Annotated in this window: 22 protein-coding genes; 8 read left to right on the forward strand and 14 right to left on the reverse strand. The window is 69.8% G+C overall.

All coding sequences use genetic code 11. The annotated features are described in order from the left end of the window. The first annotated feature begins 813 nt into the window (after positions 1-813). On the forward strand, positions 814-2,832 hold the full coding sequence (locus tag ACQCO7_RS08065; RefSeq protein ID WP_464071162.1) for a hypothetical protein: 2,019 nt from the start codon (positions 814-816) through the stop codon (positions 2,830-2,832). A gap of 320 nt (positions 2,833-3,152) precedes the next feature. On the opposite strand, the gene cbiE is transcribed toward ACQCO7_RS08065, so the two are convergent. The 5 genes from cbiE to ACQCO7_RS08090 all read right to left on the reverse strand — a co-directional run bounded on the left by cbiE (position 3,153) and on the right by ACQCO7_RS08090 (position 7,865). Beyond that, positions 3,153-4,352, reverse strand: a complete 1,200-nt coding sequence (gene cbiE, locus ACQCO7_RS08070; RefSeq protein ID WP_464071163.1) for a precorrin-6y C5,15-methyltransferase (decarboxylating) subunit CbiE — start codon at positions 4,350-4,352, stop codon at positions 3,153-3,155. An 81-nt stretch (positions 4,353-4,433) separates the two neighbouring features. Then, positions 4,434-5,072 (reverse strand): GNAT family N-acetyltransferase, encoded by a 639-nt coding sequence (locus tag ACQCO7_RS08075; RefSeq protein WP_464071164.1) that lies wholly within the window; start codon positions 5,070-5,072, stop codon positions 4,434-4,436. 133 nt (positions 5,073-5,205) lie between these two features. Further along, a complete protein-coding gene (locus tag ACQCO7_RS08080; protein ID WP_464071165.1) occupies positions 5,206-6,042 on the reverse strand; it encodes a MetQ/NlpA family ABC transporter substrate-binding protein in 837 nt (278 codons plus the stop codon). 66 nt (positions 6,043-6,108) lie between these two features. Further along, on the reverse strand, positions 6,109-6,834 hold the full coding sequence (locus tag ACQCO7_RS08085) for a methionine ABC transporter permease (protein WP_464071166.1): 726 nt from the start codon (positions 6,832-6,834) through the stop codon (positions 6,109-6,111). Continuing rightward, positions 6,831-7,865: a methionine ABC transporter ATP-binding protein gene (locus ACQCO7_RS08090; protein ID WP_464071167.1), complete on the reverse strand. Its 1,035-nt coding sequence runs from the start codon at positions 7,863-7,865 to the stop codon at positions 6,831-6,833. Before ACQCO7_RS08090 ends, ACQCO7_RS08085 begins: the two co-directional genes overlap by 4 nt. Before the next feature lie 380 nt (positions 7,866-8,245). Here ACQCO7_RS08090 and ACQCO7_RS08095 point away from each other — a divergent pair, with 380 nt between their 5' ends. Further along, the gene (locus tag ACQCO7_RS08095; RefSeq protein ID WP_464071168.1) at positions 8,246-8,605 is read left to right on the forward strand and encodes a hypothetical protein; all 360 of its coding nucleotides are present in this window, start codon (positions 8,246-8,248) and stop codon (positions 8,603-8,605) included. After that, positions 8,586-9,014 (forward strand): hypothetical protein, encoded by a 429-nt coding sequence (locus ACQCO7_RS08100; protein ID WP_464071169.1) that lies wholly within the window; start codon positions 8,586-8,588, stop codon positions 9,012-9,014. Before ACQCO7_RS08095 ends, ACQCO7_RS08100 begins: the two co-directional genes overlap by 20 nt. Positions 9,015-9,098: 84 nt before the next feature. Here the strand turns inward: ACQCO7_RS08100 and ACQCO7_RS08105 are convergent, their stop codons facing one another. Both ACQCO7_RS08105 and ACQCO7_RS08110 read right to left on the reverse strand, forming a co-directional pair. Continuing rightward, a complete protein-coding gene (locus ACQCO7_RS08105) occupies positions 9,099-9,596 on the reverse strand; it encodes a GNAT family N-acetyltransferase (RefSeq protein ID WP_464077172.1) in 498 nt (165 codons plus the stop codon). 109 nt (positions 9,597-9,705) lie between these two features. Further along, positions 9,706-10,887: a glycerophosphodiester phosphodiesterase gene (locus ACQCO7_RS08110; RefSeq protein WP_464071170.1), complete on the reverse strand. Its 1,182-nt coding sequence runs from the start codon at positions 10,885-10,887 to the stop codon at positions 9,706-9,708. A 205-nt stretch (positions 10,888-11,092) separates the two neighbouring features. Here ACQCO7_RS08110 and ACQCO7_RS08115 point away from each other — a divergent pair, with 205 nt between their 5' ends. After that, a complete protein-coding gene (locus ACQCO7_RS08115; protein ID WP_075825572.1) occupies positions 11,093-11,782 on the forward strand; it encodes a lysophospholipid acyltransferase family protein in 690 nt (229 codons plus the stop codon). A 71-nt stretch (positions 11,783-11,853) separates the two neighbouring features. On the opposite strand, the gene ACQCO7_RS08120 is transcribed toward ACQCO7_RS08115, so the two are convergent. The 7 genes from ACQCO7_RS08120 to ACQCO7_RS08150 form a co-directional block, all read right to left on the reverse strand. Next, the gene (locus tag ACQCO7_RS08120; RefSeq protein ID WP_464071171.1) at positions 11,854-13,368 is read right to left on the reverse strand and encodes an MFS transporter; all 1,515 of its coding nucleotides are present in this window, start codon (positions 13,366-13,368) and stop codon (positions 11,854-11,856) included. After that, complete coding sequence (locus ACQCO7_RS08125) at positions 13,365-13,916, reverse strand: TetR/AcrR family transcriptional regulator (RefSeq protein WP_464071172.1); 552 nt, start codon at positions 13,914-13,916, stop codon at positions 13,365-13,367. The genes ACQCO7_RS08120 and ACQCO7_RS08125 overlap by 4 nt, the downstream gene beginning before the upstream one ends. Positions 13,917-13,995: 79 nt before the next feature. Then, the gene (locus ACQCO7_RS08130; protein ID WP_464071173.1) at positions 13,996-14,943 is read right to left on the reverse strand and encodes an aldo/keto reductase; all 948 of its coding nucleotides are present in this window, start codon (positions 14,941-14,943) and stop codon (positions 13,996-13,998) included. Between the two features lie 55 nt (positions 14,944-14,998). Further along, positions 14,999-15,220 carry a hypothetical protein gene (locus ACQCO7_RS08135; protein ID WP_464071174.1) on the reverse strand — a complete coding sequence of 74 codons (222 nt, stop codon included), beginning with the start codon at positions 15,218-15,220 and terminating at the stop codon, positions 14,999-15,001. Positions 15,221-15,325: 105 nt separating this feature from the next. After that, complete coding sequence (locus ACQCO7_RS08140) at positions 15,326-15,823, reverse strand: hypothetical protein (RefSeq protein ID WP_464071175.1); 498 nt, start codon at positions 15,821-15,823, stop codon at positions 15,326-15,328. 53 nt (positions 15,824-15,876) lie between these two features. Further along, a complete protein-coding gene (argH, locus tag ACQCO7_RS08145; protein ID WP_464071176.1) occupies positions 15,877-17,307 on the reverse strand; it encodes an argininosuccinate lyase in 1,431 nt (476 codons plus the stop codon). An 88-nt stretch (positions 17,308-17,395) separates the two neighbouring features. Then, positions 17,396-18,589: an argininosuccinate synthase gene (locus ACQCO7_RS08150; RefSeq protein WP_464071177.1), complete on the reverse strand. Its 1,194-nt coding sequence runs from the start codon at positions 18,587-18,589 to the stop codon at positions 17,396-17,398. Positions 18,590-18,810: 221 nt separating this feature from the next. Between ACQCO7_RS08150 and ACQCO7_RS08155 the strand changes: the two genes are divergently transcribed. The 4 genes from ACQCO7_RS08155 (at position 18,811) to ACQCO7_RS08170 (ending at position 25,653) form a co-directional block, all read left to right on the forward strand. Next, complete coding sequence (locus ACQCO7_RS08155; protein ID WP_464071178.1) at positions 18,811-19,704, forward strand: hypothetical protein; 894 nt, start codon at positions 18,811-18,813, stop codon at positions 19,702-19,704. A 155-nt stretch (positions 19,705-19,859) separates the two neighbouring features. Beyond that, on the forward strand, positions 19,860-24,695 hold the full coding sequence (locus ACQCO7_RS08160; protein ID WP_464071179.1) for an HD domain-containing protein: 4,836 nt from the start codon (positions 19,860-19,862) through the stop codon (positions 24,693-24,695). Next, on the forward strand, positions 24,692-25,039 hold the full coding sequence (locus tag ACQCO7_RS08165) for a hypothetical protein (protein WP_464071180.1): 348 nt from the start codon (positions 24,692-24,694) through the stop codon (positions 25,037-25,039). Before ACQCO7_RS08160 ends, ACQCO7_RS08165 begins: the two co-directional genes overlap by 4 nt. After that, positions 25,039-25,653 (forward strand): hypothetical protein, encoded by a 615-nt coding sequence (locus ACQCO7_RS08170; protein ID WP_464071181.1) that lies wholly within the window; start codon positions 25,039-25,041, stop codon positions 25,651-25,653. Before ACQCO7_RS08165 ends, ACQCO7_RS08170 begins: the two co-directional genes overlap by 1 nt. Positions 25,654-25,684 lie beyond the last annotated feature (31 nt).

Genomic DNA, 25,684 nt, shown 5'->3' on the forward strand with positions numbered 1-25,684 from the left:
CTGCGCCGCGACCTGGTCGATGGCGGGGTTTCCGGCCTGCTCCGGCGTCTCGGGCTGGTCTGAGGTGCCCGGCTGGGCGGGCGTCTCGGGCTGCTCCGGCGCTTCGGGGTGGCCTGAAGTCCCCAGAGGGGCGGGCGTCTCGGGCTGCCCCGACGCTTCGGGCTGGCCCGGAGTCCCCAGAGGGGCGGACGTCTCGGGCTGCCCCGACGCTTCGGGCTGGCCCGGAGTCCCCAGAGGGGCGGACGTCTCGGGCTGCCCCGACGCTTCGGGCTGGCCCGGAGTCCCCAGAGGGGCGGACGTCTCGGGCTGCGCCGCATCCTGCTCCGGCTGCTCCGAGGTCCCCGGCTGGGCCGACGTCTCCGACTCGCCCTGCTGGACCACGACTTGCTCGGGTGCGGTAGCCCCGGTCTGGTTCGACGTCTCGGGCTGGGCCGCAGTACCGGGCTGGGCTGCTGCGTCGGGCTGAGCCGATGTCTCGGGCTGGCCGGAGGTGTCAGGCTGCGCCGCAAACTGGGCCGCGCCCTCGGGGTGACCCGAAGTGCCGGGCTGAGCAGACGGCTCGGACCCGTCCGGCTGAACCGCGCCCTCGGGCTGACCCAAGGTTCCCGGCTGGACGGACGCCTCGGACCCGCCAGGCTGAACCGCGTCCTCGGACTGACCCGAAGTGCCCGGCTGAACAGATACCTCGGACCCGCCAGGCTGAGCCGCCCCTTCGGGCTGGCCCAAAGTTCCCGGCTGGACGGACGCCTCGGACCCGTCGAGCTGAACCGCGTCCTCGGAAGCGGAGACCTCGGGCTGAGCCGACATCTCGGGGTGGCTCAGCGTTCCCTGCTGACCCTCGCCCTGCTCGGAAGTGGAGACCCCTGGCTGACCCGGCGCCTCGGAGTCCACCGGCACTGCCTGCTGGGCCACACCCTGCTCGGAAGCGGAAACTCCCGCCTGCCCCGACACCTCGGAGTCCACCGGTGTTCCCTGCTGAACCTCACCTTGCTCGGAAGCGGAAACCCCGGGCTGACCCGGCGTCTCGGAGTCCACCGGCACTGCCTGCTCGGAACCGGAGACTCCGGCCTGCCCCAACGCCTCGGAGTGCACCAAATCCCCGGCCTGCGCGGCAACTTGCCCGGCATCAGCAACACCGGCCTCCGCCGAGGACTCGGAGTGCCCCGGCATGCCGGTCTGAACCACGCCCTCTCCGACGGCAGAACCCCCGGCCTGCTCCGAAGCGCCGGCCTGCCCAGCAGCAGAAACCCCGCCCTGCCCCGCCACCTCATCCTCACCCAACTGAGCTGCAACGCCCTCAGGGCCCGACATCTCAGACTGCCCCGAAGCCACAGAACCCACCAACACCTCGGCCTGCTCCGAAACCCCGGCGCCGCTCAGACCATCGGACTCACCCAGAACCCCGGACCGCACCGCACCTTCAAGCTGCTCTGCGCTCTCAGGCTGTCCTACGACCCCGGACTGATCCACACCTCCGGACTGGCCGGCACCCCCAAGCCGGCCCGCCTCCTCGGACGGCTCCACAGCCCCAGGCTGGTGCGCACCCTCGGGCCGGCCGACAACGCCGGTCTGGTCCAAACCCTCAACCTGGCCAGCGACTCCAGCCTCGACCCCGGACTGGTCCGCACCGTCAGGCTGGCCCACAACCTCAGCCGCGACCCCGCCCTGGTGCGCATCCTGAGACTGATCCGTGCTCTCAGCCACAACCCCGGCCTGACCCGCATCCCCAGTCACGATCCCGGCCTGGTCCACACCCTCAGCCGCGATCCCAGCCTGGTGTGCCCCCTCGGACTGATCCGCGCCCTCAGCCGCGACTCCGACCTGACCCGCAACCTCAGCCACGTCCCCGGCCAGACCCACGAACCCGCTCTGGTCCGGAACCCCGACCTGAGCCAGTGCCTCCCCCTGAGGCAACCCCTCAGGCTGCACCAGCCCTTGAGCCGCCCCCTCCACCTGAGCCTCAGCCCCCGTCTGAGACACCGGAGCCGTCAGCGTCCCGTCCTCGACCGCCGTCCCCCCCGCCTGCACCTGAAGCTGAGGCGCCGCCCCCCACGGCACCGCCCCCTGTGGAGCAGCCTCATGCCCCGGCTGAGCGTCGAGGTACTCAGAGCCACTCGCCACAGCCGCCGCCTGCCGCAACGACGCATCAGCCGGCCCCCGATCCGCGAGCGACCGCACCGGACTCGCCGACGCGTCCGGAATCGGCGGACCGAGATGCAACGGCCGCCGAGGCGTGATCGGCGGAATCGGCGTCGTAGGAGCGGTCCGCCGAGGACGACTCATCGCCGGCCTCCGCACAGCACCGAGATCGACAGAACCGGTGTCCCGCCCACTGACCTCATGGGGCCCGGGCTCATGAACACCGGCCCCGACTTCCTCTCCCCCAGGAACCCCGGCCACAGCTTCGCCGCCACCCCCGTGAACCCCCACACCCTCAGCCCCCGTCACGTGCTCGCCCCCCGCCTGAACACCCGCACCCAGCCCCTCACTTCCCTGACCCCCGGTCACCTGTCCCCCTTCGTCCAGAACACCGGCAACCGCCTCGCCGACGCCGTACCCCGTGCCGTGAACCCCCGGCACGGCCTGCTGGGCGTAGCCCGCGTGGACCGTCTCCACCACCGGCTCCGGCGCGGGGGGTGCCACCTCGTTGCCCCAGGCGCTCTGCGCGCCCGGCATGAGGAGTTGGTCCTCGTCCTCGGTGGGGGTCTCGGAGAGGTAGGCGTACGCGGGGGGTGTGAGGACGCCCGGCTGCTCCACCGTGCCTGCGTTCTCCGGCCCCTCGCCCGGGATCTGGCCGGTGTCGGTCATGCGTACCCCTCGCCCATCGGTTAGTGCTCCTTCGGCCGGCTCACCGGAACGGCGCACCGTCCGCCCCGCTGTGAAGAACGAGCCTCGGCGCTCAGCGGCACGAACGACCCTCCCGAAAAAGCGACAAAGCCATTCAGTGGCATTGTCCCGGTCATGGTCATGGCGCGACAGGTCGCCCCGCGACGCCCCGCTGTGGACTGCGCCACGTTGCGCGGCCCTCCGGTTCGTGTCGTACCGCACGTGTCCAAAGCGGACGCGCTTTCCGGACATTGGCTGATGAACTGCCGGTGCCGGAAAGCGGTACGACGATCGGCCAGCCTACAGCGCGCAGTACGACAACAGGATCACAGCCCGCGATCCGGAAGCACCCCGCTGAGCAGGAACGCGACGCTGCGGTGGCGCTCCGTCCAGGCCCGGGTGTCGAGTTGGACGGACTGGAGGAGGGCGCACTCGACGTGGTAGCCGTGTTCGGTCAGGTCACGGCCGAGGCGTTCGGCGGCGTCGCGGGTGAGGGCGTGGGTGACGATGCGTTCGGGGCGGCGGTCGGCGACGGCGGAGACGACCGCGGGGCCGCCCCCGCCGACGCGGACGACGTCCGGTTCGGGGAGATCCTCCAGGACGTGGGGGGCCTGGCCCCGGACGATCTGGAGCTGGACGCCGAGGTGCCGGGCCGTCGCGTCGGTGCGGGCGCAGGCGTCGATGTCCTGGTCGACGGCGAGGACGGCCGCTCCCGTGCGGGCGGCCTCCGTCGCGAAGGCGCCGGTGCCGCAGCCGATGTCCCAGACGAGGTCGCCCACGCGCGGGCCCAGGCGGGCCAGTTGGGCGGTGCGCAGGAGCTGGGACTCGCCCTCGCCGCGGCCGTCGGCGTACACGTGACCGCGCGGCCCCACGGCCGGGTCGCGGCCCGCGATCCACTCGCCCTGGCCACCCGCCGCGGCGGGTCCGCCGATCGCGATGACGACGTTCGGGTCCCGCCAGCTGCGGTCGGCGGCCTTGTCGGACGACAGGACGCTCACGCGCTCGCGTTCGGTGCCGAGTTCCTCGCAGACGACGAACGTGCGGTGCACGCCCTCCAGGAGCAGGCCGAGTTCGGCGGGGCCCGCGCCGGGTGAGGTGAGGACGGCGACCTTGGTGTGCGCGCGGCAGACGTTCACCGCGCGGCGCAGGGTACGGCGGTGGGCGACGACCACCTGTGCGTCGTCCCACGGCATCCCGGCGCGCGCGAAGGCGGCGGCGACCGAGGAGACGGCGGGGACGACCTCGACCTCCAGGCCGAACTCCGGTGCGCGCAGGGCCCGTACGACGCCGAAGAAGCCGGGGTCGCCGTCGGCGAGGACCACGGCCGTGCCCCGGTGGTGGCCGGCGATGCGGCGGGCGGCGAGGGCGACGCTGCCGAGGCGGATGCGTTCGGCGCCGGGGGGTACCTCGGGGAGGGCGAGGTGGTGTGGGGCACCCGCGACGAGGTTGGCGGCGGCGAGAGCGGAACGCGCCGCCGCGTTCAGGGGCGAGCCGTCCCAGCCGATCACCGTGACGCGGTCGGCCATCTCGTCAGTCTCCCGGGGATTCACGCAGGCAGCGGGCTCCGTGAGGGTACCTGGTCCCGCCTGGCCGGGGGGCTGCCGGGATCAGTTCCAGTCGGCGTACGTCGGATAGCCGCCGCTCTCCGCGAGTCGCTCCCCCGCGCCCTCCAGGTCCTCGGGGAGGAGGCTCCAGACGATGTAGTCGGTGCGGGCCTCGGTCCAGGTGCCGTTCTCCGCGCGGACTCTGACTATGGAGGCGCCGCGCAGGACGCCCTCGCTGATGCAGCCGATCTTCTGGGCGACCTGCTGGGAGGCCGTGTTGTCGGCGGCGGTGCGCAGTTCGATGCGTTCGAGGCGCTGGTCGGTGAAGAGCCAGTGGGCGGTGGCGAGGGCGGCCTCGGAGGCGTAGCCCTCGCCTCTGGCCCAGGGGGCGATGACGTACGACATCTCCGTGGCGCGGACGTGCCAGTTCGTCTTCGTCAACTGGAGTACGCCGACGAGGCGTTGCGTGAGGAACTCCGTGACCGCGAAGTCGATGCCGCGGCCGGCGGCGCGTTCGGTGGGGGCGTACTCGGTGATCCAGCGCAGGGCGTCGGTCTCGCCGAAGGGGTGGGGGACGGACGTCCAGGCCGTGACCTGCTCGTCGGCGGCCATCTCGATGAGCGCGGGGACGTCGTCCTCGTCGAGGGGGCGCAGCACCAACCGCTCCGTGCTGATGGAGACGTTGGGGAAGGTGCTCGTCATTGCGCCGCTCCGTAACTTCGGGAGAAGCCTTGTGGGTTCCTCCGCTGAACTGCCCAGCATGCAGTATGCGGGCCGCGTGACACACCACGGGGGGTCCGTACCCGTCAAGGTACGGACCCCCCGTGCCGGTTGCTCAGAAGGACGGGATGACCGAGCCCTTGTACTTGTCCTCGATGAACTTCTTGACCTCGGGCGAGGTGAGGAGCCCGGCAAGCTTGACGACGCGCGGGTCCTTCTCGTTGCCCTTCTTCACCGCGAGGAAGTTGCCGTACGGGCTGTCCTTGGCGGACTCCAGGACGATCGCGTCGGTGGCGGGCTTGAGGTCGGCCGCGATGGCGTAGTTGCCGTTGATGACGGCGGCGTCGACGTCGTCCAGGGAGCGCGCGGTCTGGGCGGCCTCGACCTCCTTGAACTTGAGGTCCTTGGGGTTCTTGGCGATGTCCTGCGGGGTCGCCTCGCTGCCCGCGCCGTCCTTGAGGGTGATGAGCCCGTTGGCGGCGAGCAGCTTGAGGGAACGCGCCTCGTTCACCGCGTCGTTGGGGATGGCGATCGTCGCGCCGCTCTTCAGCTCGTCGGCCTTCTTGGCCTTCTTGGAGTAGAGGCCGAGCGGCTCCAGGTGGACCGTCACGACGGGCACGATGTGGGTACCGCGCTTCTTGTTGAAGTCGTCGAGATACGGCTGGTTCTGGAAGTAGTTGGCGCCCACCGAGCCGTCCTCGGTCGCGGTGTTCGGGACGATGTAGTCCTGGAACTCCTTGACCTCCAGGTCGAGTCCGGCCTTCTTCGCGAGGTTGTCCTTCACGTAGTTCAGGATCTCGGCGTGCGGGACGGGGCTCGCGGCGACGACGAGGGGGCCGCTGTAGTCGGTGGACGAGGAGGCGTTGTCCTTGTCCGAACCGCAGGCGCCGAGCGCGAGGGTGAGCGCTCCGGCGGCGAGGACAGCGGTGGTGAGTTTGGCGGTGTTACGCACGAAAAGTGCCTTTCCTGAGGGTGTGACGATCCCGCGAAGGGTGGTGCGGGGAGACATCGGAGAGGGTTACGCGGTCTTGCTCGGGGCCGTAGCCGCCTTCAGCAGCCGCAGTTTCGGCGCCGGGCCGGAGCGTCCGCCCCGCCGGTGCAGGGAGCGTGCCGCGTAGTCGCCGGCGAACTGGATGAGGGAGATGACGACCGCGAGGATGAGGACGGTGATCCACATCAGCTCGGTCTCGAAGCGCTGGTAGCCGTAGCGGATGGCGATGTCGCCGAGGCCGCCCGCGCCGATCGTCCCGGCCATCGCCGAGTAGCCGATGAGCGCGACGATCGTGGTGGTCGTCGACGCGATCAGCGACGGCAGCGACTCGGGGACGAGGACCTTGCGGACGATCGTCCAGGTGTTGCCGCCCATCGACTGCACGGCCTCCACGAGCCCGCCGTCCACTTCGCGGACAGCCGTCTCGACGAGGCGCGCGAAGAACGGGATGGCGCCGATCGCCAGGGGCACGATCGCCGCCTCGCGGCCGATCGTCGTACCCGTGATCGTGCGGGTGAAGTTCATGAGCGCGACCATCAGGATGATGAACGGCATCGAACGGGCGACGTTCACGATCTGGCCGATGACCTTGTTCGCGACGACGTTCTGGAGGAGGCCGCCCCGGTCGGTGAGGACGAGGAGGATGCCGAGCGGGAGGCCGCCGACGACGGCGATCAGGGTGGACCAGCCGACCATGTAGAGGGTGTCCCAACACGCCTGCGACAGCAGGGGCTGCATCTCGGACCAGGTCACTGGGCACCGTCCTTCACCAGTACGGGCTCCTGGCCCACGACGTCGATCTGGAGGCCCTGTTCGCGCAGGAACCCGATGGGCACCACGTTGTCCTCGTACCGGCCGGGCAGTTCGATGCGCATCCGGCCGACCTGGAGGCCGCCGACGGTGTCGATGGCCGCGCCCAGGATCGAGATGTCGATGTTGTAGGTCCGCGAGAGCTGCGAGATGACCGGCTGCGTCGCGGCCTCGCCCTGGAAGGTGACGTCGACGACGGTCCGGTCGGCGTCGGTGGACTCGCCGCTGACCGGGAAGAGCGCGGCGGCCAGCTCCGAGCCCGGCGTCGCGAGGAGTTCGCTGACCGTGCCGGACTCGACGATCCGGCCGTCCTCCATCAGCGCGGCGGAGTCGCAGATCGACTTCACGACGTCCATCTCGTGCGTGATGAGCAGGACCGTCAGGCCGAGCTGGCGGTTCAGGTCGCGCAGGAGCCGAAGGATCGAGCGGGTCGTCTCCGGGTCGAGTGCGCTGGTCGCCTCGTCGGAGAGGAGCACCTTGGGGTCGCCGGCGAGGGCGCGGGCGATGCCGACGCGCTGCTTCTGGCCGCCGGAGAGCTGCGCCGGGTACGCCTTCGCCTGGTCGGCGAGGCCCACCAGGTCGAGGAGTTCGAGGGCCTTCGCCGTACGCGCCCTGCCGCTCAGGCCGAGGATCTCCAGCGGGAGTTCCACGTTGTCCTGGACGGTCCGCGAGGAGAGCAGGTTGAAGTGCTGGAACACCATGCCGATACGGCTGCGCGCGCGGCGCAGCTCCTTGCCGGCGCGGGGGCCGCGGCCCGCCAGCGCGGTGAGGTCACGGCCGTCCACGGTGACCGTCCCCGCGGTGGGGCGCTCCAGGAGGTTGACGCAGCGGATCAGCGAGGACTTTCCGGCGCCGGACTGGCCGATGACGCCGTACACCTCGCCTTCGCGGACGTGCAGGTCGACGCCGTCGAGGGCGGTGACCTCTCGGCCGCGGGTGCGGTAGACCTTGGTCAGGCCCGTTGTGGTGATCACTGGGGTTCCGTCACTGTCGAGTACGGGCGTGGGTGTGCCCTGGTACGAGAGGGGGGCGGGCGCGCGCGGTCACGTGCGGATGGTTCCGTACGGAGGTGGGGCGCGGCGGCGCGGCTCGCTTCAGGGGCGCGAGCGCAGGGGGGTGGTGCGGGGGCCCTCTAGAAGGCGCGCATTCGACACAGACAACGAGCACCGGGCGTCATGGTCGCCTCGGTCGCAAGGGTGCGGCTGCTCGTCGTGGTCATGCGATCAGTAAAGCAGACGTATGGTGCTGACAGGGAGCGGGGTGTCCGGATGCTGGACAGACGTGGACACCTTGGTGCCGGGTGCGTTCGCGGCCCGGCGTCCGGGGGCTGATACCGGCGTAATAAGGTCGCCGCATGCTTGTTGCCCTCACCGTGGTGACGTCCGTCGCCGCGCTGCTGCTCGCCGCGTGGTGCGGCTGGGCGGCGTACCGAGATCAGCCGACCAAGGACTGGCACTTCATCGGGATGGCCGTGGTGACGGTGCTGGCCGTCGTCCAGCTCGTCGTCGGGGTCGTGCAGCTCGCGCGCGGCGACAAGCCGGATCAGGGGACGACCATCTTCGTCGCCTATCTGCTGGGGGCCTTCGCGTGTGTGCCCACCGCCGCGTTCATGTCGCTGGCCGAGCGGACGCGGTGGGGGTCGGTGACGGTCGCGGCGAGTGGCGTCGTGCTGGCGGTGCTGGAGGTGCGGCTCTATGACATCTGGGGAGGCTGACGTGGTGAGTGGTCGCCGGTTGATCGGTGGGCCGGGGATGCTGCTCGTGTGGTTCTACGGGGTGATGGTCGTCGGTGCGGTGTCGCGGTCCGTCTACCAGATCGCCACGGAGTTCGACCGGGCGCCGCTCGCCTATACGTTGTCCGCCGTCGCCGGGGGCGTGTACGGGTTCATCACGTACTCGCTCGTGCGGGGTGGGGAGGCGGCTCGCAAGGCGGCGCAGGTTTGCTGCGCCGCCGAACTTGCGGGGGTGTTGGTCGTGGGGACGTGGACGCTTTTGGATCAGGCCGCGTTTCCGGATTCGACGGTGTGGTCGGATTACGGGATGGGGTACGTGTTCATCCCGGTGTTGCTTCCGGTGTCCGCGTTGTACTGGCTGCGGAAGGCGCCTTCCCAAAGGGGTGTCTAAGGTTCGATTGCGGCTGCTGCGCCGTCGTGGCTTGTCGCGCAGTTCCCCGCGCCCCTAAAAGACAAAAGACGACGGCGTCCGCACTCAGGCCGTTTTGGCGTACTCCCCTGCCTGCTTCTCCAAGACGATCATCGGGACGCCGTCCGTGCCCTCTGACGTGCCTACCGTTTCGTAGCCCACCTTGCGGTAGAGGCGGAGGTTGCCCTCGCTGCGGTGGCCTGTGTGGAGGCGGAACTTCTTGGCTCCCCGTTCCTCCGCCAACGCTGCTTCTGCCGCTCGCAAGAGCCTCGCTCCGATTCCGTGGCCCTGTAGGCGGGGGTGGACGCAGAGTTTGCCGATCGAGGCCGCGCCGTCGTCCGTGATGTGGCCCCGGACGGAGCCGACCACCTCGTCGCCCAGGCGGGCTACGAAGACGCAGTCGGTGGTCAGCTCCTCGCGGACGGAGTCCAGGGACTGGACGAGCGGGTCGATGCGGTAGTTGCCGTACAGGGCGGCCTCACTCTGGAAACACAGGTACTGAAGCCTGAAGATCTGCTCGGCTTCCTGCTCGGTCGCGCCCGAGATGGTCACGCTCATGCCCATGTGCGCACGCCTCCCGCTCATCTGATCGTCGCTAGTTCTCCACTCCTATCCCCGCGCTTGCCGGGTCGCAACCTCCCGGACACTCAGCAGTGCTGTGACATACCCGACGTCACGCGTTCCGGAAGTCCTCGCGGGCGAGCACGCCGGTGTCCGGGTTGTCGGTGAAGACGCCGTCGATGCCGGTCGCGAAGTACGTACGGAACGCGCCGAAGGGGTCGCCGTACCCGTCCGCGTCCGTGCCCTTGCGGTACTCCGCCGGGAGGAAGGGGTTCTCGTTGCGCATCGTGTAGGGGTGGAGGATCAGGCCGGCCCGGTGGGCGTCGTGGACGAGGGCCGTCGGCGTGGTCAGCCTGCCGTTCGCGTCCTTCGGGATGACCAGGTCGAGGGTCGGGCCGATGCCCTGCGCGTACCCGGCGATCTCCCTGAGGCCCTTGGGGGTGATCAGGTCGGCGGTCGTCCGGGGGTCGCCGTTCTCGACGAAGTCCCAGGGGCGGGACTCCGCCGAGGAGAGCAGGACGACGAGGGGGTTGCCGACGAGCTTGTCCAGGCGCTGGATGCTGGTCGGCTCGAAGGACTGGAGGATCACCGGGGAGTTGTGGCGGTCCTTGCCGTGCTTGCGCAGGAGCTTCGCGACGCGCTCCTCCAGGCCGAGGCCCAGCTTGCGGAAGTACGTGGGGTGCTTGGTCTCGGGGTAGATCCAGACCTGCTTGCCGCGCTTACGCGTCTGCTCGTCCTGCCACTTCAGGACCTCCTCGAAGGTCGGGATCTCCCAGCGGCCGTCGTACAGCGTGTTGTGCGGGCGGTTCGCCGGGATGCGCTCGACGGCGCGCAGCCGCTTCAGCTCCGCCAGCGTGAAGTCCTCCGTGAACCAGCCGGTGACCGTGACGCCGTCCAGGACCTTCGTGCGCTTGCGGTCCGTGAACTCCGCGTGCGCGGCGACGTCCGTCGTGCCGCCGATCTCCGGTTCGTGGCGGCAGACGAGGTGGCCGTCCTTCGTGGGGACCAGGTCGCCCGCCTCGACGATGTCCGCGCCCATGTCCAGGGCGAGTTGGTAGGAGCCGAAGGTGTGCTCCGGGCGGTAGCCGCTGGCTCCCCGGTGGCCGATGACCGTCGGGACGGGGAGGGACTTGAGGCCGGCGCCGTGTCCCTGCGTCTGTGTCCGGGCCTGCGTCTGGGGCGTCGCTCTCGCCGTGCCCGCTGTTCCTACGACCGTTCCCGTCGCGCCCAGTACCGCCGCGCCCAGCAGTGCGCGCCGTCCCGTACCCCGTGTGCCCTCGTCCTGCGTCGCCATGGACCGCTCCCCTGTCGTCGTCAGCTCGTGCGTGCGCGCTGATCGTAGAGGCGTGAACATGGCTACCGGGAGAACACGAACGGGTTTCGCGGCCGTCCCGCAGGTAAACCCGTGTCAACACTGCGTAAGACCTCGGTGTCCCGATGTGCGTCACCCGGGTAGCCGAGAGTAACGTGCCTACCTGCACGGACTTATACACAATCCCTTGACATCGGAGGGCCCGTTGTCCCGCTTCTCGCTCCTCAAGGCAGTCCTCGGACCGGTCATGCGTCTGTGGTTCCGGCCGCAGGTGGAAGGAGTCGAGAACATTCCCGGGGACGGGCCCGTCATCCTCGCGGGCAATCACCTCACGTTCATCGACTCCATGATTCTGCCGCTGGTCTGTGACCGGCAGGTGTTCTTCATCGGGAAGGACGAGTACGTCACCGGGACGTCGCTGAAGGGGCGGCTCATGGCCTGGTTCTTCACCGGGGTCGGGATGATTCCCGTCGACCGTGACGGGGGGCGTGGGGGTGTCGCCGCGCTCATGACCGGGCGGCGGGTGCTTGAAGAGGGCAAGGTGTTCGGGATCTATCCCGAGGGGACCCGGTCTCCCGACGGGCGGTTGTACCGGGGGCGGACCGGGATCGCTCGGCTGACGCTGATGACCGGGGCGCCGGTGGTGCCGTTCGCGATGATCGGGACGGACAAGTTGCAGCCGGGGGGTGCGGGGATTCCTCGGATGGGGAAGGTGACTGTGCGGTTCGGGGAGGCGATGGAGTTCTCCCGGTATGACGGGATGGGGCGGGATCGGTATGTGTTGCGGGCGGTGACTGATTCGGTGATGGCTGAGGTCATGCGGTTGTCGGGGCAGGAGTACGTGGACATGTACGCGACGAAGGCAAAGGCCGCCTAAACGCCGTAGGGGTTCTGTCGTGGGGCGGGGAACGGTGCGTTGTGGCTGGTCGCGCAGTTCCCCGCGCCCCTTTAGGCCAGCTTGCGTCCACGGAGTAGGAACCAAGCTGCTACTGATGCGGCCAGGAGTACCACTGCGCCTACCCCTGCTGCCACCGACAGGCCGTCCATGAAGGCTTCTCTCGCTGAGGTCAGTAGGGCTTCTGCTGTGTGTTCCGGGAGCGTTGTCGCCACTTCTACCGCGCCTCCCAAGGATTCGTGCGCTGCCTCGGGAGTCCCTGCCGGTGCTTCGAAACCCCTGTACACGCCCGTCACTATCGAGCCCAGCGCCGCGATTCCCAGGGCCGCGCCCAGTTCGTACGCCGTTTCCGAGACCGCTGAGGCCGAGCCCGCTCTTTCCTTCGGGACCGAGGACAGGATGACGTCCGCTGTCACCGTGAAGGAGAAGCCCGCGCCTACGCCTACCACCAAGAGGGATGCGCCCAGCAAGGGGTAGCCCGTCGAGGCGTGGAGTTGGGTCAGTGCCGCCAGGCCGATGCCTATGGCCGCCAGGCCTCCTGAGACCACCGCGCGTACCGAGTAGCGGCGGGCCGCTCTGCCCGCGAGCAGGCCCGCTGCCACCGCGCCTATCGCCGCGGGGAGTTCGGCCAGGCCCGCTTCCAACGGGCGGCGGCCCTGGACGAGTTGGAGGTACTGGGAGAGGAAGAAGACCACGCCCGAGAGGCCGAGGATGGTCAGGAGGTCGGCCAGGACCGCTCCGCTGAAACCCCGGTTGCGGAACAGGTGCATGTCCAACAGGGGGGTGGGAAGCGTCAGTTGGCGGCGTACGAAGGCGTACAGCGCGACCGCGCCCAGGATGCCGACCGTCAGCGCGACCGGTGTCACGCCGTGGACCGCCGCCTCCTTCACGCCGTACACCACCGCGACCATGCCGACCAGGGAGAGCAGGACGCTCGGGAGGTCCCAGGGGCCGGGGTTGGGGTTGCGGGACTCGGGGAGGAGTTTCGCGCCGATGAGGACCAGGGCCGCCATCACCGGGAGGTTGATGAGGAAGACCGAGCCCCACCAGAAGTGTTCGAGGAGGAAGCCGCCGACGATCGGGCCTACTGCCGTACCGGCGGAGGCGGTTGCTCCCCAGATGCCGACCGCGAGGCTGCGTTCGCGGGGGTCCGGGAACAGGTTGCGGATCAGGGCGAGGGTCGCCGGCATGAGCGTTGCCCCGGCCACGCCCAGGAGCGCGCGGGCCGCGATCATCAACTCCGGTGTCGTGGCATAGGCGTTGAGGACCGATATCAGGCCGAACGCGGTCGCGCCGACGAGCAGGATACGTTTCCGGCCGATGCGGTCGCCGAGGCTGCCCATGGAGACGAGCAGACCGGCGATGACGAAGGAGTAGACGTCGCCGATCCACAGCAGCTGCGTGCCGGACGGCTTGAGGTCCTCGCTGATGTACGGGGTCGCGAGGCCGAGGACGGTGGCGTCCACGGCCACCAGCAGTACGGCGAGTACGAGGACGGCGAGGCCGAGCCAGCGGCCCGGGCGGTTCGCCGCCTCCGTCGTACCCGTCGTCCGCACGGTGCTGGTCATGATTCCTCTCTCCTGAGCGCGCCGCCGAGCAGCAGCTCGACGGTCATGTGGTGGAAGTCCTTGGGGGCGCCCTTTCCGCACTGGACCATCCAGGCGGCGGACCCGAGCAGGCCGTACAGGGCCTCGGTGAGCCAGACCGGGGTGAGGTCGATGCGGAACTCGCCGGCCAGCTGGCCCCGTCTGAACAGCGCCGCGACCTGTTCGTCCATCCGCTCCCAGCCCTCGTGCAGGCTCTCGCCCTCGAAGAGCTGGTTCTCCGTGTAGAGGAAGGCGATCAGCGCGGCGGAGGGTTCGAGTTCGCGGACCAGGCGGCTTACGGCGTCCCGCGCCGTCCCCTCGTCGAGCCGTGCCGCGGCCAGCGCGGCCTCGCACTCCTCGATGCCGTGCGCCTCCAGGGCGCGGATCAGGGCGTCGCGGCCCGCGAAGTGGCGGTGCAGGGTCGCTCTGCTGATGCCGGCCGCTTTCGCCACCTCGTCCATCGTGGCGGTGGCTCTGCGGGTCAGGAGGGCTGCGGCGGTGCGCAGTACGTGGTCACGGTCGACGGCCATGAGACGACCATAGCCCACATGAGACATCTTTGTCTCATTGGGAGCATGAACGTCTCAGGACTTCCTACTGAGAGGGGATTCAGTGCCAGGGCAGGGCGCTGCGGGTCGCCCAGTACGTCGCCGGGTCCTCCGCGAGGGTCGCCAGAGCTTCCTTCTGCGCCTCGTCCAAGGTGATCGTCTCGGCCTTCAGGTTGGCCGTGAGCTGGGTGGTCGTCGCCGCGCCGGAGAGGGCGAAGCCTGTCCAGGGCTGGGCGAGGATCCAGGCCAGGGCGATCGCGTCCGGGCCGGTGCCGGTCTCCTCGGCGATCTTCCGTACGGCTGCCGGAGCCTGTTCGCCCGCGAGGCGGCCGTTCGCCATGCCCTCCTTGACGATCACCGTGAGGCCGACGGCGTGCGCCTCCGCGAGGGCCGGGGCCGCCGAGGTCTCCAGCACGTTGTACGTCGACTGGACCGTGCTGAACAGGGGGGTGCCGTCGACCGTGATCGCGAGGGCCGCTCTGATCGCGTCCGGCTGGGCGGGGCCGCTCGTCGAGAAACCGACGGGGGTGCCGGACTCCGCGAGCCTCTCGTGCAGGGCCTTGTCGGTCAGGGCGGGGCTGTCCGGGGTGACCGAGTGGATCTGGTAGAGGTCGAGGCGGTCGCCGAGCAGGTCCGCCGTCTCGGCGCGCTGGCGGTCGTACGTCGTGAGGGTGTGGTCCTTGACCTCGTGCTTCTCGGCGTTCGTCGTCCAGTCCGCCGTGTACGTGTAGCCCCATTTGCTGCCCACGGCCACGTCGTCGATCTGCGGGTTCTCGTCCAGCCAGGTCGCCAGGAACTCCTCCGACCTGCCGTACGAGCGGGCGGCGTCCAGGTAGCGGATGCCCGCTGTGTGGGCCGCGGTGAGGAGGTCGTGCGTGCGGGTCCGCAGGGCGTCGATGCTTCGGTCCTCGCCCAGGTCTCGGTCCCGGCCGAGGTTGATGTAGCCGGGGCGGCCCACGGCGGCCAGGCCGAGGCCCAGGCGGGGGGTGGGGAGGGCGGTCAGACGCATGGGGGGGGTCCTGTTCACAGAGGCTCGTGTTACCCCGCCAACGTAACCCGGCCCGTCACGGAGCGGCCTCGCGGCTGTCCTCCAGGGCCTTTCGGACGTACGTCACGTACCGCGCGAAGACCTCCGGGCGGGCGGCCCGGGTGATGTCCAGCACCGGGGAGTCGGCTCGGCGGACGCCCGGGAGGTAGGGGGAGGTACGGCAGCGGCCCGTCGTGCCCTCGGGGTCGACCAGCACGACGTATCCGGTGGGGAGTTGCCTCGTGTAGCGGACGGTCATCCGCCCGAGGTGTCCCTCCGCCGCGAAGTCCGCCGCGACCCGGGAGAGTTGGCGGGCCGCGTCGGCCGCGCGGGCGGGGAGACCGGGGTCACCGAGGCTGTCCGCCTACGCGGTGAGCAGCGGGGCGTCGGGGTCGGCGACCAGGTAGGTGATGTGCACGCCTCGGCGCAGCAACTGCCGTACGGGGTCGGTGAAGTCGCGTTCGGGGCGGGAGACGAAGTAGCCGGTGAGGCTGCGCAGGGTGACGCCCACCTCGATGATCTCGGTGCGGGCCTCGGCGATGAACGCGGTCTTCTCGGCGGGTGCCGGACGGCCGTGTGCGTGGACGCGCAGGCCGCCGGTGCCGTCGCGGGTGTCCAGGGCTGCCGTCAACTCCCGGAGGAATCCCTCGCGTTCGGCGTCCCTGAGGAACAGCTCGTAGTAGAAGGGAACGGCCACGCCCGCCGCCGCGAAGAGGGCGAGTTCGTTGAGGACGGCCCAGCCGAAGCCGTCGCGGCCGTTCGAGAGCAGGGCCAGGGACAGGCCCGCCAGCAGGACGCAGAGTGCGAGGGCGACGCGGAATCTGCGGAGCAGGCCGCGGGCGCCGGGTGTGCTGTTGTCCATGGTTCCCCCCGCCTCCCTGTCTGCCCGGGGAGGCGGGGGTTCATGTGGTGCGGCTACTGCTTCTTGGCGTCGGCCCAGGTGTGCTGTTCGGCCACGTCCGACTTCAGTTCCGCCAACTGGATCGCCACCGCGCTGGGGGCCGTGCCGCCTCGGCCGTCGCGGGAGGAGAGGGCTCCGGGGACGTTGAGGACCGTGCGGACCTCGGGGGTCAGGTGGGGGGAGATCTCGGCGAACTCTTCGTCCGTGAGGTCGTTCAGTTCCTTGGCCTGGGACTCCGCGACCTTGACGCACTCGCCCGCCACCTCGTGGGCCACGCGGAAGGGGACGCCCTGCTTGACCAGCCATTCGGCGATGTCCGTGGCCAGGGAGAAGCCGGCGGGGGCCAGTTCTTCCATGCGGTCCCGGTGGATCGTCAGGGTGGCGATCATGCCGGTGAACGCGGGGAGGAGGACTTCGAGTTGGTCGCAGGAGTCGAAGACCGGCTCCTTGTCCTCCTGGAGGTCGCGGTTGTAGGCCAGGGGGAGGGCCTTCAGGGTGGCGAGGAGGCCCGTCAGGTTGCCGATCAGGCGGCCGGACTTGCCTCGGGCCAGCTCCGCGATGTCCGGGTTCTTCTTCTGGGGCATGATCGACGAACCCGTCGAGAACGCGTCGTGGAGCGTGACGAAGGAGAACTCCTTCGTGTTCCAGATGATGATCTCCTCGGCGATGCGGGAGAGGTTGACGCCGATCATCGCCGTGATGAAGGCGAACTCGGCGACGAAGTCGCGGGACGCCGTGCCGTCGATCGAGTTGCCGACGCTGCCGTGCTCGAAGCCGAGGTCCGCCGCGACCGACTCGGGGTCGAGGCCGAGGCTGCTGCCGGCGAGCGCGCCGGAGCCGTACGGGGAGACGGCCGTCCGCGCGTCCCACTGGCGCAGGCGTTCCGCGTCGCGGGTCAGGGGCTGGACGTGGGCCAGCAAGTGGTGGGCGAACAGGACCGGTTGGGCGTGCTGGAGGTGCGTGCGGCCGGGCATCGCGACGTCCGGGTGGGCCTCCGCGAGGCCGATCAGCGCGTCCTGGAGGTCGGCGATGAGGCCGCCGAGGATCCGGGCGTGGTCGCGGAGGTACATCCGGAAGAGCGTCGCGACCTGGTCGTTGCGGGAGCGGCCCGCGCGGAGCTTGCCGCCGAGGTCGGGGCCGAGGCGCTCCAACAGGCCGCGTTCGAGGGCGGTGTGGACGTCCTCGTCGGCGATCGTGCCGACGAACTCACCCGACGCCACGTCCGCTTCGAGCCGGTCCAACCCGGCGATCATGCGCGTGAGTTCGTCCGCCGTGAGGAGGCCCGCCTTGTGCAGGACGCGCGCGTGGGCGCGGGAGCCGGCGATGTCGTAGGGCGCCAGACGCCAGTCGAAGTGGACGGACGCGGACAGCTTCGCCAGGGCCTCGGCGGGACCGTCGGCGAAACGGCCGCCCCAGAGCCGTACGTCACCGCTGTTGCTGCTCACTGCACTTGCTCCTCAAAGCCTCAAGGCTGATGATGTGCCACCGCCTCCCCAACGCGGGTGCGCGGGGAGGCGGTTGTCACGCTATCGGTTACGCGAGGTCCCGCTTGGCCGCGATCTTGGACGACAGGCTGTAGATGTCGATGAAGCCCTTGGCGGCGGCCTGGTCGAACGAGTCGCCCGTGTCGTACGTGGCCAGGTTGAAGTCGTACAGCGACGTGTCCGAGCGCCGGCCCGTGACGACCGCGCGGCCACCGTGGAGGGTCATCCGGATGTCGCCGTTGACGTGCTGGTTGGCCTCGTCGATGAAGCCGTCCAGGGCGCGCTTCAGCGGGGAGAACCACTGGCCGTCGTAGACCAGTTCGCCCCAGCGCTGCTCGACCTGCCGCTTGTAGCGGGCGAGTTCGCGCTCGACGGTGACGTTCTCCAGCTCCTGGTGGGCCGTGATGAGGGCGATCGCGCCCGGAGCCTCGTACACCTCGCGGGACTTGATGCCGACGAGACGGTCCTCGACCATGTCGATCCGGCCGATGCCCTGGGCGCCGGCGCGCTCGTTGAGCTGCTGGATGGCCTGGAGGACGGTGACGGGCTTGCCGTCGATCGCGACCGGGACGCCCGCCTTGAAGGAGATGATCACCTCGTCGGCGTCGCGGGCGGCGGCCGGGTTCTGCGTGTACTCGTAGATGTCCTCGATCGGGGCGTTCCAGATGTCCTCCAGGAAGCCCGTCTCGACCGCGCGTCCGAAGACGTTCTGGTCGATGGAGTAGGGGGACTTCTTGGTGGTCGCGATCGGGAGGTTCTTCTCCTCGCAGAACGCGATCGCCTTGTCACGGGTCATCGCGTAGTCGCGGACCGGGGCGATGCACTTGAGGTCGGGGGCGAGGGCGACGATGCCGGCCTCGAAGCGGACCTGGTCGTTGCCCTTGCCGGTGCAGCCGTGGGCGACCGTGGTGGCGCCGTGCTTCTGGGCGGCGGCGACGAGGTGCTTGACGATCGTCGGCCGCGACAGCGCGGAGACCAGCGGGTAGCGGTCCATGTAGAGGGCGTTGGCCTTGATCGCGGGGAGGCAGTACTCCTCGGCGAACTCGTCCTTCGCGTCGGCCACTTCGGCCTCGACGGCGCCGCACGCGAGGGCGCGCTTGCGGATGACGTCCAGGTCCTCGCCGCCCTGGCCGACGTCGACCGCGACGGCGATGACCTCGGCGCCCGTCTCCTCGGCGATCCAGCCGATGGCGACGGAGGTGTCCAATCCGCCTGAGTAGGCGAGTACGACGCGCTCGGTCACGGGTTTCTCCTCACAGTGCATTCGCTGACATGCATGAGTATGCAGAACTCTGCATGGTTCGTCAATCTGGGGTCCCGGGGAGGTGACGGCGTTCACTTTCCTGACCCGCCTGTGAAGATCTCTTGGGCCGGGTTTGAACAACGGCAACCGCTTGCTCGTACTTCCCACCGAACGCAGGCGCCGCGTTGAACACCCACTCCTGACCCAAGTGAGGCATCTCCATGTCCAGGGCTCTTCCGAAGTACAACAAGCGTCGCGTCGGCCTCATCGGTGGCGCCGCCGCAGTCGTGCTGTCCGGCGCCGTCATCGCTGGTACCGCCCTCGCCGGCCAGGACTCGTCCGACAACAACGCGACGAACGCCAAGACCCTTGCCGCGAGCCCAGGCACCGTCTCCTGCCCGGACGTCGCCTCGCAGCTCCCCGCGATCCCCGCGTCCGCGCAGGCCGAGGTCACCCGTAACCTCCAGCTCCTCCAGACGCAGATCCAGGAAGCCAACGACCGGATCGTCAAGACCGTCGGGCAGGGCGGCCCCAACTTCGTCCAGAACGCGATCGTCGGCCCGCTGAAGGACAAGCGCGTCGCCACGATCAACCGCATCGCGACGGCCATCGGCCGCACCGCCGCCAAGCCGGTCGGCCTCGACGCGCTCGCGCCGTGCAGCGTGGGCAACGCCGGGGCGAACGCGGGTGGGAACACCGGGAACAACGGCAACGCGGGGAACACCGGCAATGCCGGGAACACCGGGAACGCGGGGAACACCGGCAACGCCGGGAACAACAACGGCAACGCGGGCAACGGCAACGCCGGGAACGCGGCCGGTGCGGGCAAGATCTCCTGCCCGGACGTCGCCTCGCAGCTCCCCGCGATCCCCGCGTCCGCGCAGGCCGAGGTCACCCGTAACCTCCAGCTCCTCCAGACGCAGATCGACGAGGCCAACACGCGCCTGGTCAACACCGTCGGACAGGGCGGCCCCAACTTCGTCCAGAACGCGATCGTCGGCCCGCTGAAGGACAAGCGCGTCGCCACGATCAACCGCATCGCGACGGCCATCGGCCGCACCGCCGAGAAGCCGGTCGGCCTGGACGCACTGGCGCCCTGCGCGGTCAACCAGTGACGTGACACACCGCAGCAGCCGCCCCGAGGAAACACCGGCCGGGGCGGCTGCTGCGGTGTGTACGCGGGTACGGGGTTCTCGGCGTCGCCGAGGGCCCTTCGGTCGTACCCGCTCGGTGCCATCATGTTCTCCTTGCTCGGGGAGGGGACAGGGACATGGCACAGGCGCGCAGGGCTCTGCTCATCGGGGTCGGGCGGGCACCGGAGACCGCCGGCGTGCTGGAGCCGCTGGAGGACGCGGTCGGTGCTGATCTGCGGCTGCTGGACGCGACGTTGCGGGCTTCGGGGTACGCGGTCGAGGTACTGCCCGACGCGGGGCGCAATCGGATCAAGGTGACGATCGACCAGACGGCCCGTCATGTTCCGGCCGGTGGAACGCTGTTGGTGTACTTCAGCGGGCACGGTGTGCGGGTCGGGGGCGCCGACTATCTCGTTCCCGCCGACGCCATAGCCCCGGCGGACGGGGTGTGGAGCGAGGTGCATCTCGACTCCCTGGTGTCCGCCAACATCAGTCCCCTGCTGAAGGGCTGTGCGGCCGAGACCGTCCTGTGGTTCGTCGACGCGTGCCGTAACGAGCTCGACGGTGATGCCTTCGCCAATCAGGCGGTCAGTGGTCCTCCCCGGGGTGGGTTCGCCTTCATGGCCGGGTGTTCCGCCGGGGAGTTCAGCGGGTCCACCCCTGAAGGGAGCTTCTTCACCCGGGGGTTGGCCGAGGCGCTCGGTCCCATGACGCCGGCTCGGACCGTCGAGGACGTCCTTGCCGCTGCCCGCGCCGCCACCGTCAAGGCCGCTCGGCGGCACGGGGTGCGGCAGAGTCCGTGGTTCCAGTACGGGTCCTTCGAGGAGGACCGGACCAGGAAGACGGAGATCTGCGAGGGGCGCGCGCTGCTGGAGGCGTGGCAGGGGGCCGTTCGGGAGACGTCCCTGTGGGAGCACGTCGATGCGGGTGAACGGGCCTCTCTCGTAGGGGTGTTGGAGGAGTTCGTCGAGGACTGTGCCCGGCGTGTGCATCTGGCTCAGGAGCGGTGGCCCGAGGCCGATCCGTGGGGCGACGACTCGTTTCCGGTACGGGTGTTGCGTGACCGGCTGCCCTCGCTGTTGCCGTCGGACGTCTCGCTGTCCATCGTCGAAGTCGTCGCTCTGGTCGCCTCGCCGTTTCTGCATGAGGTGGCCTGGGCCGAGCGGTTGAGTCAGGCCGTCGAGGTGGATCCCTACGACATCGCGCGGCGGGGTGGGAGTGCTCATCGGCTGCACTACGAGCAGATCGTCGAGCAACACGGGCGGGTTGCGCGGAAGTTGGTGGACTGTCGGGGGCGGGTCGAGGACGTTGCCGCGTTGACGATGTGGCTCGTCCACCGCTGGATCGCGGACCGGTTCGAGACGGACGACGAGGTCGTGCCGGTGGCGCCGGCGGTCTCGCTCGCGGGGCGGCTGGGGCTCGCCGAGGACCGGGCCCAGGATCTCGGGGAGTTGTTGCGGGCGGTGGCTTCGGGGGTGGGGTCTGACGAGGCGGTCGAGGCGTGGGAGTCCCGGAAGGTGCCGCTGCCGGGCAAGGGGCATCAGGTGCTGCGGGTCGGGATGCTGAGGGCGTTGCTGCGGCTCGCCTCGCTGCTGGCCGTGGATGTCCGGGTGCTGCCCGATGTCGTGGCGGATCACCTCGCCGTGTCCGATGCGGTGCTGCCTCAGCAAGTGGTGGGGGTCGCGCGGGAGTTGAGCTGGCATCGGGAGGGGAGCGCGCTGCATCTCGATGCGCTGTGCCCGCATCAGGCTGTACATGCCGCCCTGTCGGAGGTGGTCGAGGAGGCGGACCGGGTCGCCGGGCGGATCAGCGGGGTTCTCGCGGATGTGCCGGGGCGGGTGACCGATCGGGATCTGCGGCCCTCCCGGGTCGGCGGGCGGGAGTCGTACGAGGTGCCGTTGCTGCGGTTCCATCTCGCGCAGACCGAGGTGCGGGAGCTGCTGATGGGTGAGCAACTGTACGGGGGCGAGCCGGAGTTGGCCCTGCGGGAGCTGTACCAGAACGCGATGGACGCGTGCCGGTACCGGGGGATGCGGTGGCGGTATCTGGAGAGCGTGGGGGCTCATCCCGTCGAGTGGAACGGGCGGATCGTCTTCACCCAGGGGGAGGACGAGCGGGGGCGGTACGTGGAGTGCCGGGACAACGGTGTGGGGATGAGCAGGGAGCAGCTCAAGCAGACGTTCACGCGGGCGGGGAGCCGGTTCGAGCGGTCCTCCTCCTTCCGGCGTGAGCAGTCGAAGTGGCTGCGGCACGATCCCGGGTTGCGGCTCTATCCCAACAGCCGGTTCGGGATCGGGGTGTTCAGCTACTTCATGCTCGCGGACGAGATGAGCATCGTGACGCGGCAGGTGAGCCCGGAGGGGATTCCCGCGGAGCACGCGCTGCGGGTGGACATTCCGAGCAGTGGGAGTCTGTTCCGGGTTCAGCGGCACGACGGGGCGGATGACGGGGTGGCGGAGGGGGGTACCCGGGTTCGGCTCTATCTGCGGGATGACGCGCGGATTCGGGAGTTGTCGTGTGTGCGGGTGTTGCGGGAACTGGTGTGGGTGAGTGAATTCCGGGTCGAGGCGCGGGATGTGGGCGGGCTGGAGCATGTGTGGAGCCCGGGGGAGTTGCAGGCGGGGGCTCCTCCGTCGTTGGAGGCGGTTCCCGGGACGCTGTGGTGGGTGGACGGGAGTGGGGCGATCCTGTGCGACGGGATCGCCACCGATCAGGAGCCGTTCGGTTATGTGGTCAATCTAAGCGGGGCACACGCGGGGAAACTCAGCGTCAGCCGGAAGGAGTTGCAGGGGTACGACACCGAGTGGGTGAAGTCGCTCTGGCGGCGGGGGGCGGGGGTGCTGACCGACTCGCCGCTGCTGTCGCTTCCCTGGATCTGGCGACTGGACCAGCGGAGCCCTGTCGTGGCGAGAGTGCTGGACTCGGAGTGGCGAGGGGAGGGGACACGGGTCAGTGCGCCGGGGAGAAAGCCGATGTCCTTGGACCGGGTGGGCTGGTTCCATTGGGACGAGGACCTGGTCGAGAACCCGAGTTCGCGAGTGGGTCATAGGACATACCTGCCCTGGCGCGTCAAGGTCTTCGGGATATCGCGGCGTTTCCAGGACCTGGCGGCGCCGACCAGCCTTGTCGGGTACCCGGTTCCCCTTCCGGGGGATGCGGACCTCGTCCAGCACATCCCCGTCCCCTGGCATCAAGTCCTCTATTGGTCCGCCGTGCAGGAGACGAGCCCCGAGCACGTACAGCGCCGGCTCAGGGGGCTGCGGGTCGCGCATCGGCAGTACGCTCCGCTGCCGCACCGGGGAGAGACTGCGACCGAGGTGCCGGACCACGACACTCTGTTCACGTGCCTCGATCCGCACAACGAAACAATGTTCCAGGTGCACGGCGGCGACGGCACCCTCCACTGGGGCTCCCTGATCGCGCTCTCCGCCCGGTCGTCCCTCTCCCTCGGCGAACTGGTACGGCGACTCACCCCCTTCCAGCCCCTGCTGCCCTCACCGCTGCCCGTGGTCCCGGAACACCTCCAGGACCACGTCTGCACGAGCGTCAACCTCCAGCGGATCTTCCTCCCCTCACCCGGCGCGAGATCCACGGTCTGGACCCTGCCCACCACACCCATGGGTCTGCGACAGGTCGCCAAGAGCGCCAGCCTGAGCGTGCCGGAAGTGCTCGATGACCTCGCCGAGTTCTCCTGGCTGGGCTGGACGGTCCCGACGGAGGAGGCGGACCTTGCCTGGCCTCTCATCGGCGGCGGCCTCCAAAACGTGGTGGAGACCTTCGCCCGGGATGATCTGCTGCCGTGGGCGGCGACCGTGGCCTTCGCCGACACTCTGGGCACCGACCTGCGTACGGCGGAGAACCGGCTCGCGCAAGTGGCCGGGGACTTCGGACTGCGCCATGAACGCCGGTACGCCTCCGACACCGAGGCGGCCCGAACGCGCCCCACGACGGGCGCGGCCATCCTGGTCCGACGTCTGGCGTTCCTGGGTGCCCTCCTGGAGGACGCGTTGACCGTCGAGTCCCTGTACCTGGCCTACAAGGCGGATTCAGGCATCGAGGACCTGAATCTCGCGGTGGAGGATCTGCGGAGCGCTGGTGTCAGTGTCCCGGACGACCTCTCGATCGTCCTCGACTGGGACACCCTGTCGCTCCACGACCGCTACATCCTGTCCGGCAAGGAGGCGTCCGTATCAGATGAGGACTACCCCGCCTACGCGATGACCTCCGCCGTCCTGTTCATCGCTGCGGACCGCCTCAACGAAACGCTGGCCGAAGTATGGGGTTCAGCCGCCGCGTATACCGAACGCTTCGGCTTCACGTTGCCCCACCTCCCCGCAGCCCTCCGTGACTGCCACCCGACTTGGCTCATGACAACCGCCCTGCTAGCCCACCTACCCAACCCGAACCAGGCATCCGGCACCCCCGTGTGGAAACCCCTGCGCCCCCGGAACCTGGCGGTCTACGCCCACTGGCAGGCAACCGACCCAGCCACGGCCTACGCCCACCTCCTCCCCCTCCGCGCGATCGGCGCCCTCGTACCCGACCTCTCCCCCGAGCAACTCGACGCCCTCTCCCCCCAAGTCCCCGACCAGTACGACCTCCTGGCCCTGGCCGACACCCACCGAGTCACCCCGCCCGACACCCCCTACACCCCCCTAGACCTCCTCAGCATCGCCGCCCGCCTAGGCGAACCCCTCCCCCGCACAGCCGCCCGCATCACCCCGTACCTCCCCCTGACCGAAACCCCCACCCCCCTCCCCCCGGTCCCCGACCTCGTCCCCCTCTGGCAGGACCTCGCCATCCTCAGCCGCCACCTCGACGGCCTCCTCCCCGCCCTGGAGGGCCAAGTCACCGCGCAGCACATCCAGTTCGCCGCGGAGGCCACCGGCATGGACGAGACCTGGGTGACGCACCGCCTCTCCCACTACGCCGACATGTTCAGCCTGACCTTGGACCAGAAGACGCACCCATGACCACGCACACCCACGACACCCCCTACGCCGAAACCCACGTCGGCGACACCGCGACCCCCTTCACCCTCCACACCTCCCCCGACGGCGAGACGGTCACCGTCCGGGGCGTCTGCCCCCGCTGCCAAGGCGCCACCGCGTCCCCGCACGCCTACGGCATCCCCGGCTCCGGCACGAAGGGCTTCTTCAGCCGCCGCACCCCACCCCAGACCCCCGAATCCGCCCTCCTCCAGGAGATCCACTACTGCGAGTGCGGCCACCCCCACCCCTCCATCCCCTCGGACGTCCCCTTCATCGGCTGCGGAGCGAGCTGGACGGTCACCAACCTCCAAGCGGGCGCCCCCTGATGGCGAACCCCGTCGACAGACGCAACCGGCGTTGGGCCGAGCTCGCCAGGGAGCTGGAGTTCACACAGCTCCCGGAACTCCGCCGCCAGGCGGAGGGCTGGCGGTCGGGCCTCACCGGCCTCACCGCACTCCTCGCGATCCTCGTCACCCTCAAGGGCAGGGACGACCTCTCCAAGACCCCGGACTGGTCCCGCTACACGGCCGGCACCCTGACGGCAACGGCGTTCGCCCTGCTGCTCACCGGCTCGATCCTCGCCGTGAGGGCCGCGCACGGCACTCCCGAATCCACTCTCCTCCTCGCAGGCCAGGCGCTCCGCAACTGGACCAGGGCGGAGATCAAGCGAGTCACCCGATATCTCCGTTACGCAACCCTGTGCTGTCTGGCCGGAATCACCCTGGCGTCAGCCGCAGTGATCGTCGTATGGGCGACGACCGAGGCAGACCCCGCCCCCACCCACCTGATCCGGGTCACGACGACGACCGGCGAGCGGTGCGGGGAGATGCTGGGCGCGGGCCCGGGCGGCGTACGTATCAAGCCGGGCGGCGGCAAGGAGACGTTGCTCCCCGCGGCGCAGGTGACCTCGGTGACGCCGGTCACGAGCTGCACCTCGTAGGACCCCGTAGGACCCCCCTACAGAAAGATTG

It is taken from the genome of Streptomyces saintjeani (assembly GCF_055409605.1).